Origin of the sequence: Alteromonas sp. MmMcT2-5 (genome assembly GCF_022348315.1) — a bacterium.
GTDB lineage: Bacteria > Pseudomonadota > Gammaproteobacteria > Enterobacterales > Alteromonadaceae > Alteromonas > Alteromonas macleodii.
On sequence record NZ_JAKRFB010000004.1, the window covers coordinates 63,150 to 83,370 of the forward strand.

At 45.6% G+C, this 20,221-nt stretch carries 15 protein-coding genes; 5 read left to right on the forward strand and 10 right to left on the reverse strand.

Features of this window, described 5'->3' with window-relative positions; all coding sequences use genetic code 11:
* Positions 1-76: 76 nt before the first annotated feature.
* Together MHN09_RS04470 and MHN09_RS04475 are read right to left on the reverse strand one after the other, a co-directional pair.
* Positions 77-901 (reverse strand): hypothetical protein, encoded by an 825-nt coding sequence (locus MHN09_RS04470; protein WP_239239331.1) that lies wholly within the window; start codon positions 899-901, stop codon positions 77-79.
* A 158-nt stretch (positions 902-1,059) separates the two neighbouring features.
* Positions 1,060-1,830: a SapC family protein gene (locus MHN09_RS04475; RefSeq protein WP_014950439.1), complete on the reverse strand. Its 771-nt coding sequence runs from the start codon at positions 1,828-1,830 to the stop codon at positions 1,060-1,062.
* 393 nt (positions 1,831-2,223) lie between these two features.
* Between MHN09_RS04475 and MHN09_RS04480 the strand changes: the two genes are divergently transcribed.
* A complete protein-coding gene (locus MHN09_RS04480) occupies positions 2,224-3,462 on the forward strand; it encodes a dipeptidase (RefSeq protein WP_239239334.1) in 1,239 nt (412 codons plus the stop codon).
* Positions 3,463-3,547: 85 nt separating this feature from the next.
* Here the strand turns inward: MHN09_RS04480 and MHN09_RS04485 are convergent, their stop codons facing one another.
* From MHN09_RS04485 to MHN09_RS04510, 6 genes are all read right to left on the reverse strand, one after another.
* Positions 3,548-6,823, reverse strand: a complete 3,276-nt coding sequence (locus MHN09_RS04485) for an efflux RND transporter permease subunit (protein WP_239239337.1) — start codon at positions 6,821-6,823, stop codon at positions 3,548-3,550.
* Positions 6,824-6,878: 55 nt separating this feature from the next.
* Entirely contained in the window at positions 6,879-8,528 is a 1,650-nt protein-coding gene (locus MHN09_RS04490; RefSeq protein WP_239239340.1) for an efflux RND transporter periplasmic adaptor subunit, read from the reverse strand.
* A gap of 12 nt (positions 8,529-8,540) precedes the next feature.
* Positions 8,541-9,944, reverse strand: a complete 1,404-nt coding sequence (locus tag MHN09_RS04495) for a TolC family protein (protein WP_239239343.1) — start codon at positions 9,942-9,944, stop codon at positions 8,541-8,543.
* Between the two features lie 188 nt (positions 9,945-10,132).
* Positions 10,133-10,594, reverse strand: a complete 462-nt coding sequence (locus MHN09_RS04500; RefSeq protein WP_239239346.1) for a hypothetical protein — start codon at positions 10,592-10,594, stop codon at positions 10,133-10,135.
* Between the two features lie 235 nt (positions 10,595-10,829).
* Positions 10,830-11,918: an alpha/beta fold hydrolase gene (locus MHN09_RS04505; protein ID WP_187289714.1), complete on the reverse strand. Its 1,089-nt coding sequence runs from the start codon at positions 11,916-11,918 to the stop codon at positions 10,830-10,832.
* Positions 11,919-12,002: 84 nt separating this feature from the next.
* Positions 12,003-12,743 carry a glutathione peroxidase gene (locus MHN09_RS04510; RefSeq protein ID WP_014950446.1) on the reverse strand — a complete coding sequence of 247 codons (741 nt, stop codon included), beginning with the start codon at positions 12,741-12,743 and terminating at the stop codon, positions 12,003-12,005.
* 225 nt (positions 12,744-12,968) lie between these two features.
* Between MHN09_RS04510 and MHN09_RS04515 the strand changes: the two genes are divergently transcribed.
* The 4 genes from MHN09_RS04515 to MHN09_RS04530 all read left to right on the forward strand — a co-directional run bounded on the left by MHN09_RS04515 (position 12,969) and on the right by MHN09_RS04530 (position 16,544).
* Positions 12,969-13,664: an AAA family ATPase gene (locus MHN09_RS04515; RefSeq protein WP_239239349.1), complete on the forward strand. Its 696-nt coding sequence runs from the start codon at positions 12,969-12,971 to the stop codon at positions 13,662-13,664.
* Entirely contained in the window at positions 13,624-13,947 is a 324-nt protein-coding gene (locus MHN09_RS04520; protein ID WP_014950448.1) for a hypothetical protein, read from the forward strand. The genes MHN09_RS04515 and MHN09_RS04520 overlap by 41 nt, the downstream gene beginning before the upstream one ends.
* Before the next feature lie 128 nt (positions 13,948-14,075).
* Positions 14,076-16,208 carry a GGDEF domain-containing protein gene (locus MHN09_RS04525; protein WP_239239352.1) on the forward strand — a complete coding sequence of 711 codons (2,133 nt, stop codon included), beginning with the start codon at positions 14,076-14,078 and terminating at the stop codon, positions 16,206-16,208.
* A gap of 18 nt (positions 16,209-16,226) precedes the next feature.
* A complete protein-coding gene (locus MHN09_RS04530) occupies positions 16,227-16,544 on the forward strand; it encodes a hypothetical protein (RefSeq protein ID WP_014977236.1) in 318 nt (105 codons plus the stop codon).
* A gap of 93 nt (positions 16,545-16,637) precedes the next feature.
* On the opposite strand, the gene prsR is transcribed toward MHN09_RS04530, so the two are convergent.
* Positions 16,638-17,999, reverse strand: a complete 1,362-nt coding sequence (prsR, locus tag MHN09_RS04535) for a PEP-CTERM-box response regulator transcription factor (RefSeq protein WP_014950451.1) — start codon at positions 17,997-17,999, stop codon at positions 16,638-16,640.
* Between the two features lie 75 nt (positions 18,000-18,074).
* The gene (gene prsK / locus MHN09_RS04540; protein WP_239239354.1) at positions 18,075-20,147 is read right to left on the reverse strand and encodes an XrtA/PEP-CTERM system histidine kinase PrsK; all 2,073 of its coding nucleotides are present in this window, start codon (positions 20,145-20,147) and stop codon (positions 18,075-18,077) included.
* Between the last annotated feature and the right edge of the window lie 74 nt (positions 20,148-20,221).

Here is a 20,221-nt window from a genome sequence, read left to right on the forward strand (position 1 = left end):
TTAACACGACTAGTGCTAACTCACTGCATTTACATCAACGCGTGCTAACGCATAGCAATAATCAGGGAGTTCTTACTTAGAAACGATAGGATGCTGAAAGTGAAGCAACGTCACTGCTTTCTTCCCCATCAATATCCGTTTCATAGCTTGCTGATATTGAAAACTGTTCATTGACCCAATAATCGAGTGCTACTCCAACAGCCTTTTCATTTACAAAGCCGTCTGGCGCATCTGAATAGGTGAACAAGCCAGCAACACTGAAACCTTTATTGAAGAAGTAACGAGCTGAGCCATAAAAAACGTCATTACTTTCAGCTATATACTCGGCCATAAAGTCCCAGCCTTTACCCTCCTTTCCAACAGTTGTGTAACGAGTAAAAATTAATGCAGAAGATTCGTTACCGCTAGCTTCAAACACGTCATCTTCGAAGACATATTCAGTGCTGAAGTGCTGATAAGTCAAACCTGCGCCAACTTGCCACTCACGTGATAAGTTGTAACCCAGCTTAGCATTTATGTCGGTGCTATCAGATTCGCCATAGCCATTGTTCCATTTCCTATGAACCCCTTCGATTGCTAACATTAAGTTTTCATCGATGTAAAACGTCGCTCCAAGATTAAAAAAGTCGGCACCATCTAAATTGGCGTAACCACCAGATAAACTCGATACACGCTGAAGATAAGGGTTGATAAGGTAAGCGCCGCTGTTTCCGCTAACTTCTTCAAGGTAGCGCACATATCTTGCACCGTAGAGGTTGTCATCTACCCCTTCAAAATCGACAGCAGTTACCTGTACTTCGTTTTGTGTAGCTGCATGTGCTGCTGAGACTGTAAATACTGAAGCCGTGATAAGTGATAGTGCAGTTAGCGTAGTTTTTAGCTTATTAGTGTTAGTGTTCATGTCTTTTGTCCTTAAAAAATGTGTTGGGAACGAGGTGTAAGATAAGACATTAAAACTTAACGGTTTCTGAACGAAACATGACGAAGTCTGAACGTGAATTGTAGGTACAAAAAAACCCGCAACTTTGCGGGCTTTTAAACTTCAAAATGAGGGAACGATTACGCGTTTGGCGCCGCTTCAGGTGCTGCTTCTTCTGCTTTAACCGCAGAAAGCTGCATGCTGCGAATTGGGTTTTCTGTGTCATTAGAAAGCTCAACAAGGCGGTTTAGCTGACCAACAGACATCATTACTGCGTAGATAGCACCTAGGAAGCCTTGCTTGTGTAGCTCAAGCACCTGCTCTTCTGGCAGCTCAAGAAGCTTCTTCTCATTGATGCTCATCATGCCAGTAACATTGCGCTGTTTACCATCTTGGTATGTAAGGCGAATTTGAATTGGATCAAGAAGGTCCAGTTCAACGACTTTCGCAACAAAACGCTGAGTTAGCATTTCGCTATTCGCAAGGTCTGCTAGGAATTTCTGACGGTTATCTAGGAACTCGCTTGCTTCACCAGCTTCGGTGAATAGCGCTTGGCCTTCGTCAGAAATAAGGTCAGAGTTTTCATCAATGTAAACGCCAAGCTTGTCGCCGTCTGGACGCACGTCGAATGGATAGCGAAGGATGTTCATTGGAACGTGAGGGCCTTTCCAGCTGTCGCCAGTTAGAAAAAGGTTTTGACCTTGTTCCATACCAAGCATAGTCACAACGTGGTGACGCTTTGATGTAGTGTCTTCAATGAACACTAGCGGCATTGTCGCAGCTAGTTGTGCAAATTCACGGATCGTTGCTGCTGCAAGGTGTGTATTTTTCGCAAAGCTGAAAGATGTATTTACCGCAACCTTTAGGTCTTTATGCTTTTCTTTATCTAGCGGTACAAAATTAATAGCCATATTTATTTCTCATACTTGTTAGCTGTGGCCCCGGCTTGATTATGTGAGAAGAGCGGGTGCCACTAAAAAATTACGTCGGCCGCGCTGATGCATAGAAGTCATCGATAATTGGCGGAGCGCTTGGGAGTATCCCGTATTCGCGCAATGAAGTCACGCAGTCTTCACCATAACAAGTTTTAAATTTTTATTGCAATGTAAACTTGAAGTAAACAAGCACAAGCGCTCTAAAAATGAGCAATATCGACTAATTTAGGGCTTAGCGAGAGCAATCTGGGGTAAATGCATAGCAAGTAAAAGCCTATTGTCGCAGTGCGCATTATCCTTTAGTCTCGTATTGCTATTGAGTTAGCGGTTGTTGACCTAAGCGATAAAAAAACAAAATAAGGATTTTCTATGAAGGGGCGCTTCCCACTCTCATCTTGCGCATTACTTATCTCTGCGCTTTTTGCTTCACACTCTGTACTTGCTGAGACCTCTACTTATTCAGCATCTGAAAAAGCTATCAAGATCGCACAAGAAACTATTATTGTTGATGGACACATTGATGTTCCTTATCGCGTAAAGGAAAAGTGGGTTGATGTCACTAAAGCCACGCAGGACGGCGACTTCGACTACCCTCGTGCAGTATCTGGTGGTTTGAACGCCCCTTTTATGAGTATTTACGTGCCTGCTAGTTTAGACAACTCTCCAGAATCTACGCAGCTTGCCCATGAGCTCATCGATTCAGTAGAAGCCATTGTTGCCCGCGCACCTGATAAATTTGCCATTGCTAAAAGCCCTTCTGACGTAAAAGCCCAATTTGAAAAAGGGTTAATTTCACTGCCAATGGGCATGGAAAATGGTTCTCCTATTCAAGGTGACTTGGCGAATCTAACGGATTTTTACGAGCGCGGGATTCGCTACATCACCCTTGCTCATAGTCAAGCTAACCACATTTCTGACTCCTCGTATGACCTGCGCAGAAAATGGAAAGGCCTTAGCCCGTTTGGCAAAACTTTAGTGGGCGAGATGAACAACATCGGCATCATGCTAGATATTTCCCATGTGTCTGACGACGCCTTTTATCAGGTTATTGAGTTAACAAAGGTGCCAGTCATAGCATCACATTCTTCACTGCGCCGCTTTACCCCCGGTTTTGAGCGCAACATGGACGACGAGATGATCAAAAAACTCGGCGAAAATGGCGGTGTGATTATGATTAACTTTGGTTCTAGTTTTGTATCTAAAGAAGCTGGCAAGTGGCGTAGTGGCCTTACTGCAGCGCGCAAAGCCTTGGTTGAAAAAGAAGGCGAAGACAGCCCTAAGCTAGAGAACTTTGAAGAGAATTATCGCAAAGAAGTGCCATACCCTTATTCAACCCTAGACGAAGTGCTTGACCATATCGATCACGTGGTAAAACTGATTGGTGTTGATCACGTAGGTATTGGTTCAGACTATGACGGTGTAGGTGACTCATTACCCATTGGCCTTAAAGACGTGGCGAGTTTTCCAAACTTAGTACAAGGATTGTTGGATAGAGGATACAGCCGTACCGACATCGAAAAGATATTGAGCGGAAACCTTTTGCGCGTATGGCAACAAGTTGAGGAATATGCGGAAGAGCATGCGAAAGATCACGCGGCAGCGCTCTAGTCGCGCAACACTTTAAAAATGAAGCGTAGGGAAGCGTGTTATCGCTTCCCCATGCTTTATCTACTCTACTGCACTTTCAACTCTATTATTTTTTGCGTGACACAATTAAGTAAAACGCGCTTGGCAATACCAACAGTGTTAATACCAGTGCACTCGCCATACCGCCTACCATAGGCGCCGCAATGCGCTGCATCACTTCACTACCAGTTCCAGTGGCATAAAGCACAGGCAACAAGCCAACAATAATAGAAAGCGATGTCATCATAACTGGGCGAAGTCTTGCCGAGGCGGCATGGACAATAGCCTTTTTCACAAGCGCATCTTTTTTAGTGTTGCCATTTTCTGTTTTGTGGCTAGTGAGTGCATCTGATACATATTGGTTTAGATAGACCAGCATGATAACGCCTATTTCTACCGCTACACCTGCTAAGGCAATAAACCCAACACCTACCGCCACCGACAGATTGAAGTTAAGAAGGTAAAGCAACCATACACTGCCCACCAGCGCCAACGGTAAGGTCGCGAGTATGAGTGCCACATCGCGAAGGCGTTTAAATGCCAGATAAAGCAAAAGGCAGATAATGGCTAACGTTAGCGGTATAACCACCGACAGTTTTGCTTTCGCGCGCTCAAGGTAAGCAAACTGCCCCGCCCACGTAATAGAGTATCCAGTGGGTAAATCAAGGTTCTGTGACAAATGACGTTTCGCGCTATCTACATACCCCCCTAAGTCAATACCCGTGGCTGAGTCTGACGAGATATCAATGTATACCCATCCGTTTAATCGGGCATTTTCGCTTTTAATCCCAGCCGGCCCGTCGTCAATACGCACGGTCGCGACATCGCCAAGGGTAATGTGAACACCGCTTGGTGTGACGAAAGGCATGGATGCTAAAGATTCAGGCGTATCGCGGTAGTGCTGTAAAAAGCGCATGGCGATAGGAAAACGCTCACGCCCTTCCACTGATTGTGTAACCACTTTGCCGCCCACTGCCGAGCCTACAATACTGTGAACATCGTCTATCGTCATGCCGTAGCGCGCCGCCAACTGCCTGTCGATATCGATATAAACGTAACGGCCACCCACCACACGCTCAGCGTATACTGATGCTGTATTGGGCAGGTCTTTAAGCAGTATCTCAATATCCTTTCCAATGGCTTCAATGCCTGCTAGGTCAGGCCCCGCAATCTTGATCCCAACAGGGGTTTTTATCCCGGTTGCCAACATGTCGATGCGGGTTTTAATTGGCATTACCCACGCATTGGTCAGCCCTGGAAATTGCACCAGAGCGTTAAGCTCTTCTTTGAGCTTTTCAGTGGTCATGCCCTCCCTCCACTGCGCTTTCGGTTTAAGCTGAATGAAGGTTTCAATCATCGTCAATGGTGCGGGGTCTGTGGCCGTATCTGCGCGTCCAATTTTCCCGAATACCGTTTCAACCTCGGGCAAGGTTGCAATAAGCTTGTCCGTCTGCTGTAAAAGCTCTCTGGCTTTACCCACTGAAATACCCGGATAGGTAGTAGGCATATACATCAAATCGCCTTCGTCCAGTTCGGGCATAAATTCGCTACCTAGTTGGCTTAACGGCCAGTACATGGAAAGCAATAAGCAAAATGCCCCCGCCAAGGTGAGCAGTGGGTAGTTAAGCAGCCGCGTTAGCAATGGCTGATACACACGTTCTAAAGCTCGATTTACCGGGTTCTGGGCTTCAGATCGTATTTTTCCGCGTACAAAATAACCCGCCAGCACAGGTACCAAGGTAATTGCCAGCGCCGCAGCTGCTGCCATGGCATAGGTTTTGGTAAAGGCAAGAGGCGCAAAAAGACGCCCTTCTTGCGCTTCCAATGCAAAAACAGGAATAAAGGATACGGTTATAATTAGGAGCGCAAAGAATAAAGCTGGGCCAACTTCGGTGGTCGACTTAATCACCAGTTCCCAACGTTTGACTGCCGAAAGCTTTGCAGATGTTGGCGCAGAGGCTGGTAAAGATGTTTGCGACTGGGCACTCCCTGACCCCACCTGACTTGCTGAATCCCTTTGACTCGCTGAACCCCTTTGACTCGCTGAGGCTCCCTGACTTGATGAAACAGCATGCTGATGAATGTGCTTGTGTAAATTTTCAACCACAACAATAGCGCCATCCACCATTGCACCAATAGCGATAGCAATGCCACCTAAAGACATGATGTTGGCATTAAGTCCCTGCAGCTTCATTACGATAAAGGCGGCGAGAATACCAATAGGCAAACTGATTAGCGCAACCATAGATGAACGTATGTGAAACAAGAAGATAGCGCATACCAAACCAACAACCAGCAATTCCTCACCTAGCTTATTGGTGAGGGTATCGACGGACTTATCAATAAGGGTGGAGCGGTCGTAAACGGGGACGATATTCACACCTTTCGGCAAGCTCGCTTTCAATGAATCCAGCTTAGCTTTAACCGCATCGATAGTGGATTTTGCGTTTTCACCATAGCGCATCACTATAATGCCACCCACGGTTTCGCCATTCCCGTTTAGTTCAGCAATACCGCGGCGCATCAACGGGCTTTCTACCACTTGAGCTACATCGTTAATCGTTATGCTAACGCCGTCTTTGATAATGCCTGTGGGCAACGCCAGTATGTCATCAATGCCCTGAATGTAGCTTTGCGCACTAACCATGTACTCTGCCTCGGCCATTTCAATAACCGAAGCGCCTGACGCGCGGTTACCCCGTTTAAGGGCAATTTCTATCATGGATGGCTGAATGTTGTAGGCACGTAATTTTTCAGGGTCGACAATAACTTGGTATTGTTTAACCATCCCTCCAATAGACGCCACTTCAGATACGCCTTCAACTGACTGAAGCTCAAACTTCAAGAACCAGTCTTGCAACGCCCTTAACTCACCAGCATCTAGCGCATTTGGCTGACTAGCATCGTTCTCCAACGCATAAATGTAAACCCAACCTACCCCTGTCGCATCTGGACCTAACTGAGGTGTCACGCCTTCTGGAAGTTGCGAAGACGCTTGGCTTAGGTATTCCAGAACACGGCTTCGAGCCCAGTACATGTCTGTATCGTCATCAAAGATTATATATACGTAGGCATCGCCGAAGAATGAATACCCTCGCACCGTCTGTGCGCCAGGCACTGACATTAGCGCAGAGGTGAGAGGAAACGTCACCTGATCTTCCACCACTTGCGGCGACTGACCGGGATAGTTTACTTTCACTATAACTTGGACATCAGATAAATCAGGGATAGCATCGACGGGGGTGTTTTTCACCGCCCAGACACCCGCAATACTGAGCATAATAGCGCTCAGCAATACCAGTATTCTATTGTTTACCGACCAGCGAATTACCGATTCAATCATGGTGCATATGCTCCTTATGATTTATCGATTTTTGTTCTGCCGACTTGTGAACCAGTTACTCGTGAGCATCGCTTTGCTCTCCATCGCCCTTCAGGTTGCTCGTATCATGTTTATGATTGCTGTGTTCTGTGCCATGAACCATGCCCTTGTCCATTGCATGTTCACTGCGCTTTCGCAAATCGATAACCGTGAATTCTTCGCCAGTCACAAAGGTGAACATGATGTTGTCACCTTCTTTGAACTGAGATAAGTCAATATGCTTTGATACCGAAAATGACATTGTCGCAGGTCCCCGTCCCCATTTTTCAATCGGCCCGCGAGCGATCACTAACTTTGCGTCATTCGAAGCGCCATTCGTTTCGGTGTCAGCCGGCAATTCAATTGCCTCAATAGTACCTGTTGTCGTGGCCTGATGATCGGGCGCTTTCATTCGCTCAAAGTCACTGCTTTTCGACGACTCTGAATCAATCAAAAATTGTGCTGATACCACCACATCATCCTCTGGCAGCAAGCCTTCGACGACTTCAAAATGTGTACTATCGCTTTGCCCCAGCGTTACCCGTACCGACTTAAAGTTGCCATCGCCATCACTGAGTACCACTTTTGCGCCCTCAGCCGTGCGAATAACGGCACTGCGAGGAACCAGTAACGCTGCCTTGCGTTGGGTAGGCTTTATTCCAACGTGGGCAAACATATTGGGCTTTAACGTGTGGTTGTTATTGTTTAGCGGTATGCGCACTTTCAGGGTTCGCGTTGTTTCCGACAAAGACGGATAAATATACTCTACGTGACTTTCCCATTTAGCATCGGACCCATGGTCCATTTCGTCGAGGGTAATCACAGCGCCATTATGAGGCGCTATGATTTGCGCGTACTTTTCAGGCACCTCTGCAATCACCCACACCGTATCTAGCTGTGCGATGCTCATCAAGGTTGTCCCGGGCTGAACGTAAAACCCCTCCCGAATATTCAGAGCTTCTACCACACCGCTTTGCGGCGCGTTAAATGTGACGGTTTGTGTTACTCGTCTAGTTTTTTGCAATGCTTCAATAACGCTCTTTGATAGCCCCAGTGTTCTTAGGCGCTCGGCTGCGCCCTGAATTAAACGTGCGTCTCCTCGCTTAAGGGCTAAAACGTATTCTTCTTGTGCGCTAACTAATTCTGGCGAATACAGGGTATAAAGTGCCTGTCCTTCTTCTACTTGCTCACCTTGAGATTTAATGAAAAGCCTGTCGACCCAACCTGATACTCTAGGGTGGATGTGCACAATGCTATCTTCATCGTAAGCAACGTTGCCCACCGCCGTTACGGTCTGTTGAAGTGTTCCAATGGTAACGGGCGCGACTTTAACACCTATATTGTGCTGTACATTTGGCGGAATCATTACGGTACCAGGCGTACGCTCATTACTTTTCGCAGATGTTGCGTCGTCAATGGCGTATACTGGCACCAAGTCCATTCCCATCGGTGACTTTCCCGGTTTGTCACGGCGATAGCTGTCATCCATAGGCGCTACCCAATATAAAGGGGCTTTATCATCAGTTTCGTCGCTAAGGGCACTTTCGCCATTTCCGTGTTTTGATGAATCAGACAACAATAGTGAAGCCAAGCCGAACGCTAATAGGCCGCCAAATAGCAGACCTACTAGCAAACCTTTTATTAGCGTGCTTTTTGTATCTGGAGCAGGGTGAGTTGAAGATGTCATATTAACTACTCTTTATTCGAAAAAATGGGCGTGAGTGGGCAGGTACAAATAAGCAAGTGACGCCAATGTTCTGGCGCGCTCGATGTCGATTTTGAGTAAATCATCCTGTACCTGTACTTGCTTGAGATTGGCATTGACAACATCACCGATATCACCGGTGTCTGTGGTATAAGCTGTCAGTTCAGCTTCAGAAAGTTGCCGTGTTTCACCAATTAACGCCGTTTCATAAAGCGCTTTGCGCTCACTTAGCGCTGACAAGCGTGATTTAAGCACCTCTGCATTCGCGGCAAGCTCGTTCACTTTCAAGCGGAAGTCCGTTTCAGACGCACTCATTTTGGAAGCCGCTGCGGCTATTGAAGCGTCTTGACGAGATTTATTGAAAAACGGAAGGTCTACTTGAACACCCAATGACACAAAATCAGCTCGGCTTGCGCCATTTTGTGCATCTTGTCTGTATCCATAACTTGCTTCAAATGCCCACTGAGACTTAGTTTGCTCTCGCGCTATGTTCACATTTTGCGCTTCTATCTGGGTCTGAATTTGAAGCAGCATAGCCTCAGGATGATGCTGTAGTATTGAAAAAGGCTCACTGTTCTCAATAACCGTTAAGAACGAAGAAAGGCTGAGGTTGCTGTCGTTTAAGATAGCATCGAGCTCGATACGCGTTGGATAAGAAGGCGTTGATTGAGCCAGCGGTGCGCTTACAGATTCATCTAGCGGCGCACCAAACCATTTTGAAAGTGCCGATCTCGCTTCATTTTTTTGCTGGTAGGCCTGCACATATTTGTCGTCTAGTGACAACAATGCCAAGCGCACTTGCAATATGTCTTGCTGGGCCGCTGCACCAACGCCTTGGCTGTATCTGGAGTCAGTAAAATCGAGTAGCTGTGTAAGCAATGATTTCTCTTTGTCCAATAATCCAATGCGACGTGTTGCATAGACCCAATCTAACCAGGTAAGGGTAACCTCACGTTTAAGCCACGCCTTTCTCGCTTGGCTCTCTACCGACATTTGATCAGCCATAACCTGATACTTTTGCTGGCTGTAGAGGTTTTCATCGCCTCGCGGTAACTGCTGCTTCAAACCAACTTTAAATTGCGTCATAGGCTCTTGGTCAAATACGAAGCCGTCGGTAGGCAAGTTTTGTACAGACGCTGAAACCTGAGGATTTGCCCAATATGATGACGCTTCAGCTTCTGCATTAAAGCGATCCTTTCGATGCGCATTCCCTTTAAGCAAAGGGTCGTATTGAATAGCTAACTGCAGCGCTTGTTCCAGGCTTAGGGTCTGCGCGACAACGGGCTTATTAGCCATCAAAAAAGAAGAAAGCACAAAAATTAAGGCGAACAAAGCGCTTACTTTACAAGGTCTGTTAGCGCTTTCGTTCACTTTTTTGGGTACCGAATAGTTGCTCATGTATAACATCACTTTTCAGGTGTAAGGCGTGTTGACGTTGCCCCGCTCTTCGCTAAATTCGACAAAGGGGATTAGCAAAAAGGCTTACCACGCGTTACATAGATAAAAGATTAGAGACATCTCAAAACGACAAGACGACGTCGTGACATAAAAACGTCTCTGCTGCGAAATAAATCCGCGAGATAGATCTATGCTGTGAAAAGTGACTTAGGTGGGCGAAACTGCCCGAAGTGAGGAGATGAGCGCTGCCCCAGTATAGGTGCAGTGGCAGCCATTCTGGCTACCGATATTTCGGTTTCAACGGTAGGCTGAATAAGCGCACTCGCGCTAAGATTAAAACAGTGATCGGCTGGGCAATTACATTCATCCTTGCAGCAAGACATGTCACTCATCTGCGATGCTTTCACGCTTTTCACGCCTGCATCGCTAACTTTTACGCCGTCGAACTGAGCGGGTTTGCTCTTGCTGTTTTTAGCACTTAAATCCGCATGTTGTGATGACAATTCTTGGTGCTGACAATGTGTATTAGCAGACTCAGGTATTCGAACCTGATGGTTAGCATGAGCAGCATCCGACTGCGGTGTCATCACCGACATTGAATGGGCATGTTCGTATGAATGTTCGATAGATACAGCGCTACCTGACGACACGAGGGCCACCATTAAAAACAGTGTAAGGATAAACGAACTTGCATTCGCCGACCTATACCGTTTGCGCGTTAAACTAATCCGAAACTTTCTCAAATACTGTACTCAAAATATTGCTGTCTATTGTGCAACGAAATAATAGCGTGATGTAACCAAGCAGTAAAGCTAGCCGTTAATGTCGCTAAGCTAGGGCCTGTTGACCTTTGTTGTACACCAGAGGTCAACAGGCCCCAGTAACTTATTCAAACTGAGACAGGTAATCTCGCAACATAAGGCCCATGGTTGAAAATAGCGGGTTTGCTTTAGGTACCGCACACTCTTCTTGCTGATTAACCATGCTTGCGTTGAAATTCATTTTATTGAGCAAGCTTGTATTCACAACTAAATCTGCATGGCACAACCCGTACGATTCATCGATAACGAAAAAAGTATTCGGACCTTTACTTGCGTCCATTAACTGCTCTATGCCGCGAATTGGCGTGGTTACATCAGCTTGAGAATGAGCGGCAAAAAGCGGCACTTCAATTTGCTGTCCTTCCTCGACTTTGTCCCGAATGATGTTTATTAAATCCATCAATTCCAACCCTGCTAAACCTGCCACATTTGGATACTTATAAGGGTTGGGGCCATGAGTTTGATAGGTTCCATCAATAATTCTGGCTAAAAGTTTAATGCCCCAAATTCGAGACATACTTTCAGCATTATCAGACAGCGCCAGCGCGCCAGAAAATAGCATAAGACCATCAATATTATTTACTTCGTTTCCTGCACTATCCAGATAATGTTCAACCGCCAGCGCACCACCTGTAGAGAAGCCACCTACAAGCAAAGTATCACCCATGCTATCAGCCAATTTAATGACTTCATCAACATGCCCCTGCCAGCGCTCAGCTAAATCCCAGTCAGACATGTCATCGTCGGCATCTCGTTTACCATGCCCAGGCAAAAGCGGCACGACTACAGTGAAACCCTGTTCAAATAAGATGTTGGCGATTTCACGCATGAAGAAAGGTGAGTCGCTTAAGCCGTGGATAAGCACTGCCACCTTGCTGCTTGATTTGTTGGTCAGCATGAAAGGCGAATTGCCTTCATTGCGCAATACGTTGCTGCATACCGAAAAACGATTGAGTGCCGTTTCTCTACACGGCTGGGTTTGGCCCCACTCTTTTTCGTAAAATGCTTTGAACTGATTTTGAAGGTCTGAAAAACTTCTGCTTTTCATTTCGCTCGTATCGGGTATAGATAAATTTGCGGCTATAGCCATATTTACACCTAAAAGCGCAACAATACCTATGAGCATTTTTACAAAAAACTTCGATGACACTATTATTCTCCGCTACGGATAATTAATAAAAAACGGGAGCAGTTTACCATGCTCCCGTTTCTTGTGACGATTAATACGTATATTACGTTAGCTAAAGTAAACCTCTAGATCGTCAGAACCACCGATATGTTTACCACCGATAAAGACCTGCGGCACAGTTTCTCGACCGCTAATCGCCGTTAAGCTGGTTAGTGATGCATCTTTGCCCAACACGATTTCTTCGTACTCGTAGCCTTTTTCATCAAGCAGTTTTTTCGCTTTAGCACAGAAAGGACAACCCGGTTTTGTGATAATAGAAACAGGTGCGTTAGTTTGCTCCTCTGGCGCAATGTAAGCCAGCATCGTATCTGCATCCGACACCTCAAACGGGTCGCCAGCTACATCAGGTTCAATAAACATTTTGTCTACCACGCCATCTTTCACTAGCATCGAGTAACGCCAACTTCTTTTGCCGAAACCCAAATCCGCTTTATCGACTAGCATACCCATGCCATCGGTAAATTCTCCGTTACCGTCGGGAATAACGGTTATGTTAGCGGCTTCTTGATCTGCGGCCCATGCATTCATAACGAAAGTATCGTTTACCGATACACAAACAATCTCATCAATGCCGTGTTTCGCAAACTTTTTCGCTAAAGCGTTATAGCGAGGCAAGTGGGTAGAAGAACAGGTTGGTGTAAAAGCACCTGGAAGTGAGAAGACCACAACATTTTTGCCAGAAAATAATTCATCTGTCGTTTTCGTTACCCACGTCTCACCTTCTCTGCACGGAAATGAAACGCTAGGTACTTTTTGGCCTTCTTTGGAAGTGAAGCGACTTTCTGACATAACAACCTCTTATCGGTAATCTCAATTATAAAGTAAGAAGACTAGAATGAGTTGTTGCACAAATCAATAGGTATTGTCTTACATTCGTTAATATCGATTTTGATGCTGAACCTAGCTGATAGCCTGCCTATGCTTTGAGTGGAGGTTAGGTACGGTCGTGACACCATTCACGACCCACCGTAACGCTCAGTATTTTAACATAAGCGATATTCGAGGGTTATCACCATGATTATTTTGGTTGGTGGAGAAAAAGGCGGTAGCGGAAAGAGCTGCCTGGCACAAAACATTGCAGTGTATCTTCGCACTGAAAAAGGTGCCAAGGTGTTAATGGTCGACTGTGACCCGCAGCGAACGACCTCAGACTGGATCCAAGAGCGTAAAGTTAACCCTCGTCTCGCTGAAATTAACTGTGTTCAGTTATATGGTAAAATACGTAACGAATTACTTAGCCTGCGTCAGTATTACGATTACGTTGTAATAGACTGTGGTGGACAAGATAACCTAGCGCTTCGCTCGTCAATGGCGGTTGCTGACCATATACTGATTCCACTTAGACCCAAACGTCGCGATCTCAAAACGGTACCTCACATGGAAGATATTTTATCTACCTGTAAAATGGTTAACCCGAAAATGAACGCCGCGTTCGTTATCACACAGTGCCCTTCTCTACCTAGCCTGGCAAACCGTATTCTAGAGGCAAAAGAAGTGTGTCGCTCATTTGGTATTCCCGTCCTAAACTCTGTTACTTTTAGTAGAAACATGTATGACGATTCAGAAGAGTCAGGGCAGTCAGTTATTGAGAGTGAACCAGAAGGTAAAGCGGCCACAGAAATAAGAACCTTGTTTGAAGAGCTACTAGCTGGCAAAGTGGAGGATGCTTATGAGTTTACTCAACCTCAAAAAGTCGAAGCCGTTAGCTAAGCCCAATCTACGAACTGTAGAAGATTTTATCGACGATGCGCTGCTTTATGCCCAAGGTAAAGTGGATAAAAAGCAACCATCGGCGGCAAAAAACGATTTAAAAGACGTTCGTACAGACCGCGTTGTGCCGATAAGAAAGCCTGCAAAATCAGAAGGTATGCGACATGCTACCTTTACGTTGACGCCGCAATGTATTGAAAAACTTGCAAACATTGCCCAAAAGACAGGTAAAGCCAAATCTGCACTGATTCGAGAGTGGATTGAAAATAACAGCATAAATTAGACTAAAGTATAAATCCAAATACGCATTTCATTCGTTTTATCCTTCACAATAATGATGTTGCCTTGGCGTTAGCCTACTGAGATACTCACCGACAGCATGTTCTGACAGTGTATAGGAGATACAATCGAATGGGCCGTGAAGGATTTAGCATCGTGCGCGTGCTGGTGTGTGCCCTGCTAATTGCTGTGCATGGCGCACAGGTTAAAACGGTAGAAGCGTTCGAGCTTTTCAATACCGAGATTGCTGATGTCGAGAACCTTTTAAATGCCAAGCAATATACTGACGCCGATAGCAAGGCACTGTTGCTTTTAGAGCAAGCGCTACAACAGCAACAAATGTCTGCTGATACATTTTCTGCCCTCGGACTCTTACTTCAAAACGCATCGCGCTTTGAGGTGTCAAAAGCCATTTTTAATGCCGCCTTAGAGCGCTACACCACAGATGGTGAATTAAACAAAATGGCGTCAACGCTATTACAACTAGCCACCTCAGAAAGACACCTCTCAAATTATGCCATTGCACTGACTTATGTGCGTCGCGCTATGTCTATTGCTCAAATTGAGCGTAATGAATTACTTAAGGCTCAATTGAACCTTGAGCTAGGCATAATTCAACAAGAACAAGGCGAAATTGAAACCGCTTTGGAGCCGTTAAAGCAAGCGCTACGTTACTTTCGTGAAAATAACATGGCCAGTGAAATGAGTGTTACGTTGCTGCGCATCGGAGAGATATACAGTTTGCTCAACCAAGCTACGTTGGCTCATACCTACTACCAAGACGCTTTCGACAGTATCGAGGAAACACAGGAGACCCGATTACTTGGCGTGATCAAAACTCGTATTGGTGCCCTATCTCTCAAAACAGGCTCTGTAGACCAAGCGATAAGAGCAATTAACGAAGGTCTTGAACTCCTGCTATCCACCTCTGATGTAGGGGCCATAGCCGAAGCAAAAATGCTATTGGGAAGAGCATTGGTTGAAAACGGCGATACGGCTAAAGGGCGAGAGTTATTGCAAGAAGCCATGCAATTTGCCGATTCATCGGGTCAGGCAAAATTGGTCAAAGAAGGCAGACTCGCTTTAGCGCAAGCCTATATGAAAGAGCAGAGTTTCGAATTAGCCTTAGAAGAGGCCCGCACGGGTACCATTGACGCGAGAAAAAATAGAGACCTTAGAGGACAGCTTAGTTTTCTGTCGTTACAGCTAAGCGCCTTTGTATCACTAGGCGAATTCAAAAAAGCCCTAGATATTCAATCTGTTATGCAGCAGCTGCGTGAAGTACTACTTGATTCAGAAAACAAGTCTGCCATTGAAGGCCTGCAGGCTGAGATTGAGCTTGTGAGGCAATCTAGGACGTTGGAGAAACTGGAAGAATCCAAGCAGCTGGCGTTAGCGCAAGCTGAGCGAGAAAACCTGCAGACGACTCTTTTTTGGAGCATATCATTAGCAGCGTTACTCTTGACGTTTTTAGTGTGGAGCCGCTACAAACAACGTCAGCAAACGATTATTTTGCGCCGAGAAGTACGCCAGCAAACACTCAATCTTCAAGAAAAAAATCAAGAACTGGAAAGAGCCTATAAAACGCTAGAAGAGGTAAGCCTGCGCGATCCGTTAACGGGTTTGTACAATAGGCACTACCTCGAATCGCAGCTTCCCGGTGAAATAAGGCGCAGCCAGTTCTCGGCAAAACAAAGCCCCAGTACAGGAAAGACGAAACAAGACTTACTTTGCTTACTTATTGATATCGACCACTTCAAGCGCATCAACGACGACTATGGGCATATTGCCGGCGATAAAGTGCTATCAGCGTTTGCCAATGTCCTCAAAGAGGTGTTCAGACAAACGGATTTAATTATTCGATGGGGAGGCGAGGAGTTTCTTGTGGTTTGTCGCCAATCCACTCGTGAAGAGCTCCCTGAGGTTGCCGAGCGCTGCCGAGAAATGGTCGCAAGCACCCCTTTTGATATCGGCTTAGAAAAACCAATCAATATTACTTGTAGCATTGGCTTTTCGCTGCTTCCTCCAGATAGAGAGGAAGACTTTGATACCGCGTGGAAACGTACATTCGCTGTTATCGATTACGCGCTATATGCCACTAAGTTATCAGGGAGAAATGGATGGGTTGGCGTAATCGAAACGCTTAAAACTCCAAGGGAATATCCCACTCCACTAGATACGAAGTTTAATTTTCCTGGTTCGAGAATTGCCACATCGTTCAACAACGTGGCAAGTATCAAATGGCCGGAGACCCTCGATAAATAGCAGTAGAGGAATAGAGATATGTACAGAGGAAGCTGCAGCTGCCAAGCAATTCAATATGAAATTGATCATATCGGAGAGCTTGACGCCGATGACGAAACGCTAAGCCATTCAGATACCAGTGAACTGCGCGTTACAGTTGAAAAAGAGCAGCTGGTTATTGACTGTGCACCGTCAGCGCTAGCGGAACTACACGAGGCTAATGACGAAACCCACCACGTGTGTAACATTTGTGGGAGCGTTATCTTTGTTGAGCGTGGCTCTAACCAAGTGTCGGTTGAGGTGACCTTCAGCGGTCATGACGTCTTAGCAGAGTCTCACTGCCAGTTTGTATTTTAGGTGGGTACACAAGGATAAAGGCGAACTGCGAGTTCGCCCAGATATCAACAGGTGAGAAGTACATTTCTCTCCTGTTTGGTAGTCATGCCTACGCTAGTCGCTATTTTTGATGTCTTCCATATGGTATTTATCAATGAGCGAATACAACGTGGGACGAGTGACGCCAAGTAATTCTGCCGTTTTCGACATATTCTTATCTGCTTTTTGATAGGCCCTGCGAATAGCTCGACTTTCAGCAATTTCTCGCACTTCACGCAGATTCAACGTTTCAGGCTCATCATGGGCATCTACAGGCATCAAGCCTAAATCGTCAGGTTGAATTACCGTACCTTCAGCCATAATAACCGCAGACTTTAGCTTGTTTTGCATTTCTCGAATGTTGCCCGGCCACTTATGGGCTAGCATGGCGTTAACTGCAGTTTCTGAAAAGCTCTTCGCTTTAGCTTTGAATTCTTCGCGATAAATATTCAAGAACGTACGTGCAAGTAAAATAATGTCTTGGTCTCGTTCACGTAAAGGAGGGATCATGATCGGCATTTCCCCCACACGGTAATATAAATCTTCCCTGAACGTTTCTTGTGCCACCATAGCCTGTAAATCGCGGTGCGTTGCACAAATTACGCGTATATCAACGGGAATTTCATTGCGTCCACCAACGCGCTCGATCACGCGCTCCTGCAAAAACCGAAGCATCTTAGCTTGCAGACCAATGGGCATATCACCAATCTCATCTAAAAACAGTGTTCCGCCTTGTGCTGTTTCTATCTTGCCGACGGTGGTTTTGTTCGCGCCAGTAAACGCCCCTTTTTCGTAACCGAACAACTCACTTTCTAGTAAGTTCTCTGGGATAGACGCACAGTTAATAGCAACAAAAGGTTTGTCTTTTCTAGGGCTGTGTTCATGAATACTGCGCGCGAAAACTTCTTTACCAGTGCCACTTTCACCAAGTAACAGAGTGCTTATGTCGGTATTAGCAATTTTCTCAGCGCGACGTACCACTTTTTGAATAGCTTCGCTGTTACCCACTATTCTGGACATGCCAGAACGAGTGCGGGCAAGAATGCTATTCTCATGCTCTAACTTAGACAGGTTAAGCGCACGGTGCACCAATAATTTGATGGTATCTGAATCGATAGGCTTCTGATAAAAATCGTATGCCCCAAAATCGATTGCTTTTAATGCGTGTTGTTTATCGTTATTACCTGTAACAACGATAACTTTGGTTCTAGGCGCTAGCGCAATGATATCGTGAAGAATACGTAAACCTTCCGACGCATTCGCTGGATCTGGCGGAAGCCCTAAATCTAGGGTAACAACCTTAGGTTCAAAACGACGGAGCTGGGCTATGGCAGATGTGTGATCGTCCGCAAAAACAACGTTGTAATCGGTAAGACTCCATTTAAGTTGCTTTTGGATACCTAAATCATCATCTACTACCAAAATGGTATCGGTCATTTCATCATCCTATTATTCTACTTCATCCATCGAAAGGGAGTGGATTTGATAATATCCACCTTTTAGTTATACACCCTATCCTATCGGAAAATACAGCGTAAAACAGCTACCGCGTCCAGGTTCACTTTGAACAGTTAGTTTGCCACCGATAGACTCGATATATGTTTTTGCATCATATGCACCAATACCCATACCAGCATTCCCTTTCGTGGTATCAAATGGCTTGAATAGTCGCTCTTCAATAAACGCTTTATCCATACCTGACCCTGTATCTTCTATCAAAACTAGCTGCGTTTTGTTGTCAGAATTTCCAGTAATCACCACGTCGACTTCTCCGTCATCTGCGGTTGCCTGCTGAGCGTTGCTGATTAGGTGATAAAGCACGTTTGCCACCTTATCCTTATCAACCGTCACGGCCGTTTCTTTTAGCACATGAACTGTTGGTAGCGGACGTAAACCTGAACAGCGGTTGTTGACCACATCTTTGGCCAGCTCCGAAATCAAAAATTCTGAGTTTACACCTTCTTCAACGGCCTTCTTATCAGTCAGCTGCTTGAGCATTTTTTCCATTCTTGCCTTAGTATGCTCCAAGGTTTCGAAGGTGTCTTCGATAAATTCAGGGTTATGTTTATGCTGTTGAGCATTGGCAAGAATAAGGTCGACTTGAGCTAGTACATTTTTTAAGTCATGTAAAACGAACGCAGACATTCGATTGAATGCCGCAAATTGGGCGTTTTCTGCTACCACTTGAGCGGCCTCGTGGTGCTGCATGTACGTGCCTACTTGCTCAGATACGGCGGTTAGATAGTCTTTCACTTCCCAATTTAAAGTGATTTTTTCATTGTCTCCTGACGCGAGAACAGCAAATCCCCACAGTTTTCCCTCTTTTAAGAAAGGCACGAAGAGTTGGTAGCCCCATGCTTTTAGTGCATCTCTATCTAGCTTTAACCCCTCGTAATCGAATGGTTTGACGAGGTAGGCGTCCGTATCAATGATCCAGCCATTTTTGTCGCTGTAACTTGCGAGCGTTTCCAACGTTGTACAGGTAGCGTTGTTTTCTTTCGAATCAGTTGACGCTTCATTGTTATCTGTTGCCGCAGTGTTTGTAATAGGTGATGCCTTAGCCACGCATTCATAGCCATTCTGCGTTACTTTAAACAGCAGACCTGACTCATATTGAATGGCGTTAAGCATTCCTGTTAGGCCAGCGTTGTAAACATCTGATGAGGTATCCCCTGCACGTGTTAACCACTGCGTTAATTTCACCCATTCAACGCGGTAGTCGAACTGATTCGCAAAGAAATGTTTAGTGATAAATACTTTTATCTTAGTGCGAAAGCCGTTGGACAAGAATACAGTAGCGAGCAATGCGAATGACATCACAACCAATATGATTTGAACCGTCGCTCCCCAGTTGCCTCCCATATAATTTATGGCGTAGCCGACAACAGCCATCACAAAAAGATAACCGCCCGCCACTAAGAGTAGAGAGCTGTGCAATACCACGTCCCGCGAGATAAAGATATCAATGCCCCAGTGATGAATTCGTCGAATCGATATGACGAGTAAGGGCATTAACAAGAAGTAAATATAGCCTCGTGCCGCTATGTAGCCAATTTCAACCTGGTTTACCATGGTAGCGTTTGCATAGGTAACGAACTCAAACAGGTTGGTTGCTCCCAGATAAATAATAATGGGTTTAAACGCCCACTGCTCACGCCCCGCCTGTCGATACACAACTTCCAGAAGAACAAGCACTTCTAATGACAGCACGATCAGTACAAGAAAGCTCCACGCGGGATTTACTACCAATAGATAAGGGGCGAGCAATGCTGCTAGTGCGGGGGCAATAATAATTAACGTTACAGGTCGTTTTAGAACGTCGAAGATGTTGCTAAAGCTGGTCTGTATACAGCCAGCCAAAAAGAGTAGCCATGCGAGCTGCTTAAGCACGTCAGCGCTGAGTAACCAGCTTAGCGAGATAGGTCCAAATAGCGAAGTGATTAAGGTTGTAGACCATAAAAAGGTGGCTGCGGTCGCCAATACCAATAAATGCTTGGCTACGCCGGGTTTGCGTACCGTTAACAACAGCAATAAAAGGGCTAAGTGCGCCAGACTATTTAACCCATAGCCTACATCTGAAATCATCCTTTTATCTCACCTTTATTATCATTATTTAGGAGATGAAATACAGGGAGGCGCATTGATGCAACGTCCCTGAA

What these genes read in the sequence shown, in the direction of transcription:
- MHN09_RS04470 (WP_239239331.1), bottom strand. Translation starts at nt 901, where the DNA reads ATGAACACTAACACTAATAAGCTAAAAACTACGCTAACTGCACTATCA.
- MHN09_RS04475 (WP_014950439.1), bottom strand. Translation starts at nt 1,830, where the DNA reads ATGGCTATTAATTTTGTACCGCTAGATAAAGAAAAGCATAAAGACCTA.
- MHN09_RS04480 (WP_239239334.1), top strand. Translation starts at nt 2,224, where the DNA reads ATGAAGGGGCGCTTCCCACTCTCATCTTGCGCATTACTTATCTCTGCG.
- MHN09_RS04485 (WP_239239337.1), bottom strand. Translation starts at nt 6,823, where the DNA reads ATGATTGAATCGGTAATTCGCTGGTCGGTAAACAATAGAATACTGGTA.
- MHN09_RS04490 (WP_239239340.1), bottom strand. Translation starts at nt 8,528, where the DNA reads ATGACATCTTCAACTCACCCTGCTCCAGATACAAAAAGCACGCTAATA.
- MHN09_RS04495 (WP_239239343.1), bottom strand. Translation starts at nt 9,944, where the DNA reads ATGAGCAACTATTCGGTACCCAAAAAAGTGAACGAAAGCGCTAACAGA.
- MHN09_RS04510 (WP_014950446.1), bottom strand. Translation starts at nt 12,743, where the DNA reads ATGTCAGAAAGTCGCTTCACTTCCAAAGAAGGCCAAAAAGTACCTAGC.
- MHN09_RS04515 (WP_239239349.1), top strand. Translation starts at nt 12,969, where the DNA reads ATGATTATTTTGGTTGGTGGAGAAAAAGGCGGTAGCGGAAAGAGCTGC.
- MHN09_RS04520 (WP_014950448.1), top strand. Translation starts at nt 13,624, where the DNA reads ATGAGTTTACTCAACCTCAAAAAGTCGAAGCCGTTAGCTAAGCCCAAT.
- MHN09_RS04525 (WP_239239352.1), top strand. Translation starts at nt 14,076, where the DNA reads ATGGGCCGTGAAGGATTTAGCATCGTGCGCGTGCTGGTGTGTGCCCTG.
- MHN09_RS04530 (WP_014977236.1), top strand. Translation starts at nt 16,227, where the DNA reads ATGTACAGAGGAAGCTGCAGCTGCCAAGCAATTCAATATGAAATTGAT.
- prsR (WP_014950451.1), bottom strand. Translation starts at nt 17,999, where the DNA reads ATGACCGATACCATTTTGGTAGTAGATGATGATTTAGGTATCCAAAAG.
- prsK (WP_239239354.1), bottom strand. Translation starts at nt 20,147, where the DNA reads ATGATTTCAGATGTAGGCTATGGGTTAAATAGTCTGGCGCACTTAGCC.